The sequence below is a fragment of the Curvibacter fontanus genome, assembly GCF_054780335.1.
On sequence record NZ_BAAGWN010000042.1, the window covers coordinates 54,566 to 60,938 of the forward strand.

General features: G+C 66.3%; 11 protein-coding genes. All 11 read left to right on the forward strand.

What is annotated here, in order from left to right:
- The first annotated feature begins 37 nt into the window (after positions 1-37).
- The 11 genes from ACYVH8_RS14610 (at position 38) to ACYVH8_RS14660 (ending at position 6,261) form a co-directional block, all read left to right on the forward strand.
- Entirely contained in the window at positions 38-988 is a 951-nt protein-coding gene (locus ACYVH8_RS14610) for an MBL fold metallo-hydrolase (protein ID WP_460489540.1), read from the forward strand.
- 155 nt (positions 989-1,143) lie between these two features.
- A complete protein-coding gene (locus tag ACYVH8_RS14615) occupies positions 1,144-1,605 on the forward strand; it encodes a thioredoxin domain-containing protein (RefSeq protein ID WP_460489541.1) in 462 nt (153 codons plus the stop codon).
- Positions 1,606-1,720: 115 nt separating this feature from the next.
- Positions 1,721-2,257 carry a YeeE/YedE thiosulfate transporter family protein gene (locus tag ACYVH8_RS14620; RefSeq protein WP_460489542.1) on the forward strand — a complete coding sequence of 179 codons (537 nt, stop codon included), beginning with the start codon at positions 1,721-1,723 and terminating at the stop codon, positions 2,255-2,257.
- Positions 2,254-2,814 carry a YeeE/YedE thiosulfate transporter family protein gene (locus ACYVH8_RS14625; protein WP_460489543.1) on the forward strand — a complete coding sequence of 187 codons (561 nt, stop codon included), beginning with the start codon at positions 2,254-2,256 and terminating at the stop codon, positions 2,812-2,814. Before ACYVH8_RS14620 ends, ACYVH8_RS14625 begins: the two co-directional genes overlap by 4 nt.
- 25 nt (positions 2,815-2,839) lie before the next feature.
- Positions 2,840-3,151, forward strand: a complete 312-nt coding sequence (locus ACYVH8_RS14630; protein ID WP_460489544.1) for a hypothetical protein — start codon at positions 2,840-2,842, stop codon at positions 3,149-3,151.
- Positions 3,152-3,162: 11 nt separating this feature from the next.
- Positions 3,163-3,816, forward strand: a complete 654-nt coding sequence (locus tag ACYVH8_RS14635) for a DUF6969 family protein (RefSeq protein ID WP_460489545.1) — start codon at positions 3,163-3,165, stop codon at positions 3,814-3,816.
- A 19-nt stretch (positions 3,817-3,835) separates the two neighbouring features.
- Positions 3,836-4,819 carry a sulfurtransferase gene (locus tag ACYVH8_RS14640; protein WP_460489546.1) on the forward strand — a complete coding sequence of 328 codons (984 nt, stop codon included), beginning with the start codon at positions 3,836-3,838 and terminating at the stop codon, positions 4,817-4,819.
- 35 nt (positions 4,820-4,854) lie between these two features.
- The gene (gene dtd / locus ACYVH8_RS14645; RefSeq protein WP_460489547.1) at positions 4,855-5,295 is read left to right on the forward strand and encodes a D-aminoacyl-tRNA deacylase; all 441 of its coding nucleotides are present in this window, start codon (positions 4,855-4,857) and stop codon (positions 5,293-5,295) included.
- Positions 5,296-5,346: 51 nt separating this feature from the next.
- Complete coding sequence (locus ACYVH8_RS14650; RefSeq protein WP_460489548.1) at positions 5,347-5,679, forward strand: type II toxin-antitoxin system RelE/ParE family toxin; 333 nt, start codon at positions 5,347-5,349, stop codon at positions 5,677-5,679.
- Entirely contained in the window at positions 5,667-5,984 is a 318-nt protein-coding gene (locus tag ACYVH8_RS14655; RefSeq protein WP_460489549.1) for a helix-turn-helix transcriptional regulator, read from the forward strand. The genes ACYVH8_RS14650 and ACYVH8_RS14655 overlap by 13 nt, the downstream gene beginning before the upstream one ends.
- Before the next feature lie 85 nt (positions 5,985-6,069).
- A complete protein-coding gene (locus ACYVH8_RS14660) occupies positions 6,070-6,261 on the forward strand; it encodes a hypothetical protein (protein WP_460489550.1) in 192 nt (63 codons plus the stop codon).
- The last annotated feature ends 112 nt before the right edge of the window (positions 6,262-6,373 follow it).

Genomic DNA, 6,373 nt, shown 5'->3' on the forward strand with positions numbered 1-6,373 from the left:
GCAGCCCACGAGAGGAGATGGGATGCGCAGGAATGGAATGAATGCAGGCCACTGGGCCGCCCGGCTGATGGTGGCTGCGCTGGCCTTGCTCGGCTTGGCCGGGGTCCGGGCCGAGGTGCCCGTCATGGCGGCGCGGCAGGTCTCACCCTCGGCCTGGTATGTCGAGGGCGTGTCCGCCCTGGGATCACCTGCCAACCAGAACTTCATCTCCAATGCCGGTTTCGTGGTCACGCCCGCCGGCGTGGTGGTGATCGACGCCCTGGGATCGCCGGCGCTGGCCGAGCGTCTGGTGGCCGAGATCCGCAAGGTCACGCCCCAGCCTATCACGCATGTCATCCTGACGCACTACCACGCCGACCATATTTACGGTCTGCAGACCTTCAAGGCCCTGGGCGCGCGCATCATCGCCCACCGTGCCGCCAAGGTCTACTTGAACTCCGAGACGGCGCGCCTGCGGCTGGAGGTGTCGCGCGTGGAGCTGGCGCCCTGGGTCAACGCGGACACCCGCCTGGTTGAGGCCGATGACTGGCTCGACAGCGACCAGACCCTGAATGTCGGCGGTGTGGTGTTCCAGATCCGCGGCGTGGGTCCCTCGCACACGCCGGAAGACCTGGTGGTGTACCTGCCCGGCGAAAAAGTGCTGTTCGCCGGTGACCTGGTGTTCCGCAGCCGCATTCCCTATGTGGGCCAGGCCGACAGCCGGCACTGGATCGCGGCGCTCAAGACCCTGCTCACCTTCGACGCGCAGGTCATTGTTCCCGGGCATGGTCCCTTGTCGCGCGAGGCGCGCAAGGACGTGCAGCTCACGCACGACTACCTGGTCTACCTGCGCGAGAGCATGGGCAAGGCGGCACAGAACCTCGAACCTTTCGACGAGGCGTACCAGAACACCGACTGGACCCAGTTCGAGCACCTGCCCCTGTTCCGCGTGGCCAACCGCATGAACGCCTACAACACCTACCTGCTGCTAGAGCAGGAAGGGAAGTGATACCTTATGGAGGCTTTCATGAATCATGACAAGCCCCTCGCTTCCGTTCGCCCTGAGTCTGTCGAAGGGCCCTTCGATCCAGCTCAGGACAGGCTTCGACAGGCTCAGCCTGAACGGCAAGGTGTCATGAACAAAGAAAACATCAATAGTCATCCATGCCGCTGCTGAACCGCCGTACCCTGCTGCTGGCCGCGGCCCTGCCCGCCCTGCTGCGCCCCGCCGCCGCGGCCGAACTGCCGGCGGCCCACGACCTGAAGGATGAGCTGGCCTCTGCCTTGGCCAGGCGTGAGCCGCTGGTCGTCATGGTCAGCCTGGAGGGCTGTCCTTTCTGCAAGGTCGCGCGCGACCACTACCTGGCGCCGATGCACGAGCGGGAGGGCCTGCACGTGGCCCAGGTGGACATGCGCAGCCGCAGCCGTGTGCTCGATTTCGGCGGCCGGGCCGTGACGCACGACGATCTGGTGCGGCGGTGGACGATCCGCGTCGCACCCACCGTGCTGTTCTTCGGACGTGGCGGGGTCGAGGTGGCCGACCGCCTGGTGGGCGGCTACATCCCCGACTTCTACGGCGCCTACCTCGATCAGCGCCTGGAACAGGCGCGCGCCACGCTGCGCTGAGGCGCATCGCCTGCTGCTTCCCTGCGGCGCTGATTCGGCCTATACTTCGTTTTCCAATAAGCCCCTGGGGGTATATTACCCCGAGGTCGAACCATCCACATCTGCAGGAGACCGAGTGGAAATTTCCAATGCATGTGAACTGCCGGGCAGCAAGCCCTACTGGCCGGCCTGGCTGGCCGCCTTCGCGCTGGGTGTGGTGCTGCTGCTGACTTTTGTGCTGACCGGTCATGGCCTGGGCGCCACCGGTTTCACCACCCGTCTGACGGCCTGGCTCGGCGACATCGCTGCGCCGCAGTGGACCCTGGCCAACGACTACCTGGGCCCGATGGTCGAAGACGGCGCCGTGCTGTCCTCGTGGATCAGCTGGCAGGTGCTGGGGGTCTTTCTGGGCGCGCTGGTCTCGGCCTGGCTGGCCGGCCGCATGGCCTGGCGCATCGAAGGCGCGGCCAGCGCCGGTCGCACCGGCCGACTGCTCAAGGCCCTGGCCGGCGGCATCCTGGCCGGCATCGGCGCGCGCATCGCCGCCGGTTGCACCAGCGGTGTGGGTCTGTCGGGGGCGGCCGTGCTCAGCGTGGCCGGCTTCGTTTTCCTCGGCGCCTTCTTTGCCGCGGGCCTGGTGGCCGCGCGTCTGAACGGTGGAGGTGTCAAATGATCGAGACCTTCATCGCCATCCTGCTGGGCTTCGGTTTCGGTTTCGTGCTCGAACGCGCCGGCTTCGGCAGCGGCTGCAAGCTCACCGCCCAGTTCCGCCTGACCGACTGGTCGGTTTTCAAGGTCATGTTCGGCGCCATCGTCTTCACGGCGGTCGGCCTCTATGCGCTGGAGCAGGCGGGTCTGGTGGAGGCCGCCGGCCTCTACGTTCCCATCCCCTATCTGTGGGCCATCGCTGCCGGCGGTGCGCTGATCGGAGCCGGTTTTGCCGTGGGTGGCTATTGCCCCGGCACCTCGGTCGTGGGCCTGGTGACCGGCCGTCTGGACGCGCTGGTGTTTTTTGCCGGCCTGTTCATCGGCACCTTTATCTTCGCCGGTTTCTTCCCGCAGTTCGACGCGCTCACGACCGCCGGCGAATTCACCAAGGGGGACCGCCTGCCCGAAGCGCTGGGTGTGCCTGAGTGGCTGGTGCTGGCCGCCATGGTGGCCGCCGCTGTCGGTGTGTTCGTCCTCGGCGGCTGGTTCGAGCGCCGTGCGCGTGCGGCCGGCCGGGTCTGAACCGATTTTTTCAGGAGAGTTTTCCATGAAACGCACCCGCAACACCCTGGCCCCGCTGGTCTCGGCCCTGGCCCTCGCCCTGGGCGCCGTGCCGGTCGCCGCCTTGGCGCAGTCCGCTGAAACCCCGGCCCGTGCCGCCAATCCCTGCGCCGGGAACCCCTGCGCGGGCAGCAAACGCCGCAGCCGCGCCGACAACCCGTGCTCTGGCAATCCCTGCGCCGGTTCCAGGCGCCGCAGCCGCGCCGACAACCCCTGCGCGGGCAACCCCTGTGCCGGCAAGAGCCGTCGCCGCAGTGGGGACGACAGCGCTCCCGACGCCGACAAGAAGAGCCGCTGAGCGGAACCATCGTGGCCGCAGCCGCCTCGCATGACGTCACCGGGCGCGCCGCGCACGGTGCGCTCGCGCGGCAGCTGCGCCTGGCGCGCCAGGGGCGCTCCATGCTGTTTCCCTTCATCGGGCGCAGCGCGCGCTTCGAGATCTGGGTGCACTACCCGCGCCACGACGCCATCGACGCGACCGGTCGCTGGCAGTTCTATTTCCATGCGCATGACAGCGCCGAACCGGACAGCGCGCGCCATCCGCAGGAGCATGGGCACATCCACCTCTTTCGCCGCAGCCCGCAGGGCCGGCTGACGCATTTCGCCGGCCTGGCGCTGGACGCGCGCGGCCTGCCCCTGTGCTGGTTCGCCACCAACCAGTGGGTCACCGGCGAACGCTGGTCGGCCGCGACCTCGCTGGTGCGCGAGCTGGCCCGCTTCGAGCTGCGCCTGCGCGGCCCGCTGGCCGGCGCCGGCCTGTGGCTGGGCGACATGGTGCGCTTCTATGCCACGCCCTTGCGCCAGATGCTGCTGCAGCGTGATGCGGCGTTGGAGCGGCATTGCGCGCGCCATCGCCAGACCCCGACCCAGGCCTGGGTCGACCGGCGCGTGGCCGTCTGGAGTTCCCTCCCCGTGAACTGGCCGCAGGATGCCTTGTCGGCAGCCGGGCCGCTGACTCAATGATTTCTACCAGGAGATGCAGATGAAGACTCGAATCCCTTACTTTGCAGGCGCCGCCCTGCTGGGTCTGTCCCAGTGGGCCCTGGCCCTGAACCTGCCCGGCCCCGTGGTCGACGGCGAATGGCTCGCGAAAAACCGTGCCGAGGTCACCATCCTCGACGTGCGCGGCAACCAGAAGACCTTTACGCTGATGCCCGAGTTCGAGACCGACAAGAAGACCGGCAAGAAGACGCTGGTGGACCTGGGCGGCCACATCCACGGCGCCGTGCCCGTGGACAACAAGACCGTGCGCGTCACGCGCACCATCAACGGCCTCAAGCTCAGCGGCATGCTGCCCGAGCGCGCCGACTTCGAGAAACTCGTGCGTGGCTGGGGCGTGCAGGCCGGCCGCCCGGTCGTGCTGGTCTCGGCCGGCATGGAGCCTATCGACTTCAACGATGCGGCCCGCCTGTACTGGCAGTTCAAGGTCTACGGCGAAGACAACATCGCCGTGCTCAGCGGCGGCACCGCCGGCTGGATCGCCGAAGGTCGTGAAGTCAGCACCGCCGCCGTCAAGCCGGCCGAGGGCAACTGGGTGGCCAAGGCCGACCGCAGCGCCGAACTGGCCGCCACGGCCGACGATGTGGAGAAGGCCCTGGCCGCCAAGTCGCAGCTGATCGATGCGCGTGACCCGGCCACCTTCCTGGGCCTGAGCAAGCCCGGCTCCGTGAGCGCCTTCGGCCACCTGCAGGGCGCGCGCAACGTGCCCACCACGCTGATGTCCAGCCAGGGTGGCGACGCCGCCCGCATCATGGGCGCCGACACCTACCGCGACATCTTCAAGATGAGCGGCGCCGACCCGCAGGCCCAGACCATCGCCTACTGCAACACCGGCCACCAGGCCTCGGGCACCTGGTTCGTGATGTCCGAACTGCTGGGCAACAAGCAGGTCAAGCTCTACGACGGCTCCATGCATGAGTGGACCATGGCCAAGCGCCCGGTGGAATCGGTCGCACGCCCCAGGTAAATCGCGAAGGGCGGCTCGCGCGGTATAAACGCCGCATGCTTGCCCTGCTCCAACGCGTCCAACAGGCCCGCGTCGAGGTCGATGGCCACACCATCGGCCAGATCGACGCGGGCCTGCTCGTTCTGATCTGCGCCGAACGCGGTGACAGCGAAGCCATCGGCGACAAGCTGCTGGCCAAAATCCTCAAGCTGCGCATCTTTTCGGATGAGCAGGGGAAGATGAACAAGAGCGTGCAGGACGTGGGTGGTGGACTCTTGATCGTGAGCCAGTTCACCCTGGCCGCCGACACCTCGGGCGGCAACCGCCCCAGCTTCACCAACGCCGCGCCGCCGGACGAGGGGCGGCGGCTCTACGACCACTTTGTGGCGCAGGCCCGTGCTTTACATCCCGTGGTGCAGACCGGGCAGTTTGCGGCGGACATGCAGGTGGCTCTGGTCAACGACGGACCGGTGACGGTGCCGATAACAATGCGCTAGAAGCGTCTTCCAGGTGTTTGCACGTAGTTATCAAATTTGATAACATGCTGCATGACGTTTGACATCACGTACTTTCATGAGCGCGTGCTTGCGGAGATTGAATCATGGCCGGTGGATGTGCTGGCTGATTACGTCCGTCTGGTCGAATTGCTCATGGAGCACGGCCCGAGTCTGCGTCTGCCACATTCCCGTGCCTTCGGGGATGGCCTGTTCGAACTGCGGCCACGGGGGCGCGAAGGCATGAGCCGGGCGTTCTACTGTTTTCTGGTGGGCAAACGTGTGGTGGTTCTGCATGCCTTCATCAAAGAAGGCCCAGCAGACGCCCGATCGAGAATTGAAACTGGCGCGCAAACGCCTCAAGGAGGTGCAGCATGGCTGACCTGAAATACCAAGCGGTGCGGCACAACCATGCCGATTTCCTGGCCAAGGCCAAAAAACGCGCAGGCTTTGCCGAGGCCTACGATGAACTGGCGCTGGAATACGCCCTGGCCAGCCAGATGCTCAAGGCCCGTGCCAAGGCGGGGCTGACGCAAGACGCCGTGGCGGAACGCATGGGGACCAGCAAGAGCGCGATTTCCCGGCTGGAGTCGGCGGGGCGGCATGCGCCTTCGCTGGCGACTTTGAAGAAGTACGCGGCGGCTGTAGGCTGTGAACTGCAGGTCAAGCTGGTGCCGCAGAAATCGGTTTGATGGCGGTTGTGCTGATCAGGCAAACGGCACGGCCTGCTCCCGTCGGTTCCGCAGTTTGACTGCCCTATATCGTTAGGTTTCAGATATGGTCACAGCAAAAGAATGCTTCGAAAAAGATCTGTCGCGCGTGCTTCGGATGCACGCAGTGCACACGGCGAATGACTTGGACGGGACGTGGCAGGGCGAGATCATCGCTGCGGTTGCGATGGATTTTCAAGCCGCAGCCAAGTTCGGTGCCCTCTTGGTGCCTCCTATCCCGGGCTTAGGGAAGGTCTGAACAAGTCATAAAACCGCCACGCACAGCCCGATGCGCAAGGCGAACACGACGCGCAGGAGCAGATCGTAGCCGCCCGAAGGAGGTTTGCGGCGCAATCTGCGCCCCTTTCGCG

Bases quoted from the DNA above. Each gene is read 5' to 3' on its own strand.
- ACYVH8_RS14610 (WP_460489540.1), top strand. From the start codon at position 38: ATGAATGCAGGCCACTGGGCCGCCCGGCTGATGGTGGCTGCGCTGGCC.
- ACYVH8_RS14615 (WP_460489541.1), top strand. From the start codon at position 1,144: ATGCCGCTGCTGAACCGCCGTACCCTGCTGCTGGCCGCGGCCCTGCCC.
- ACYVH8_RS14630 (WP_460489544.1), top strand. From the start codon at position 2,840: ATGAAACGCACCCGCAACACCCTGGCCCCGCTGGTCTCGGCCCTGGCC.
- dtd (WP_460489547.1), top strand. From the start codon at position 4,855: ATGCTTGCCCTGCTCCAACGCGTCCAACAGGCCCGCGTCGAGGTCGAT.
- ACYVH8_RS14660 (WP_460489550.1), top strand. From the start codon at position 6,070: ATGGTCACAGCAAAAGAATGCTTCGAAAAAGATCTGTCGCGCGTGCTT.
- ACYVH8_RS14655 (WP_460489549.1), top strand. From the start codon at position 5,667: ATGGCTGACCTGAAATACCAAGCGGTGCGGCACAACCATGCCGATTTC.
- ACYVH8_RS14625 (WP_460489543.1), top strand. From the start codon at position 2,254: ATGATCGAGACCTTCATCGCCATCCTGCTGGGCTTCGGTTTCGGTTTC.
- ACYVH8_RS14650 (WP_460489548.1), top strand. From the start codon at position 5,347: ATGACGTTTGACATCACGTACTTTCATGAGCGCGTGCTTGCGGAGATT.
- ACYVH8_RS14640 (WP_460489546.1), top strand. From the start codon at position 3,836: ATGAAGACTCGAATCCCTTACTTTGCAGGCGCCGCCCTGCTGGGTCTG.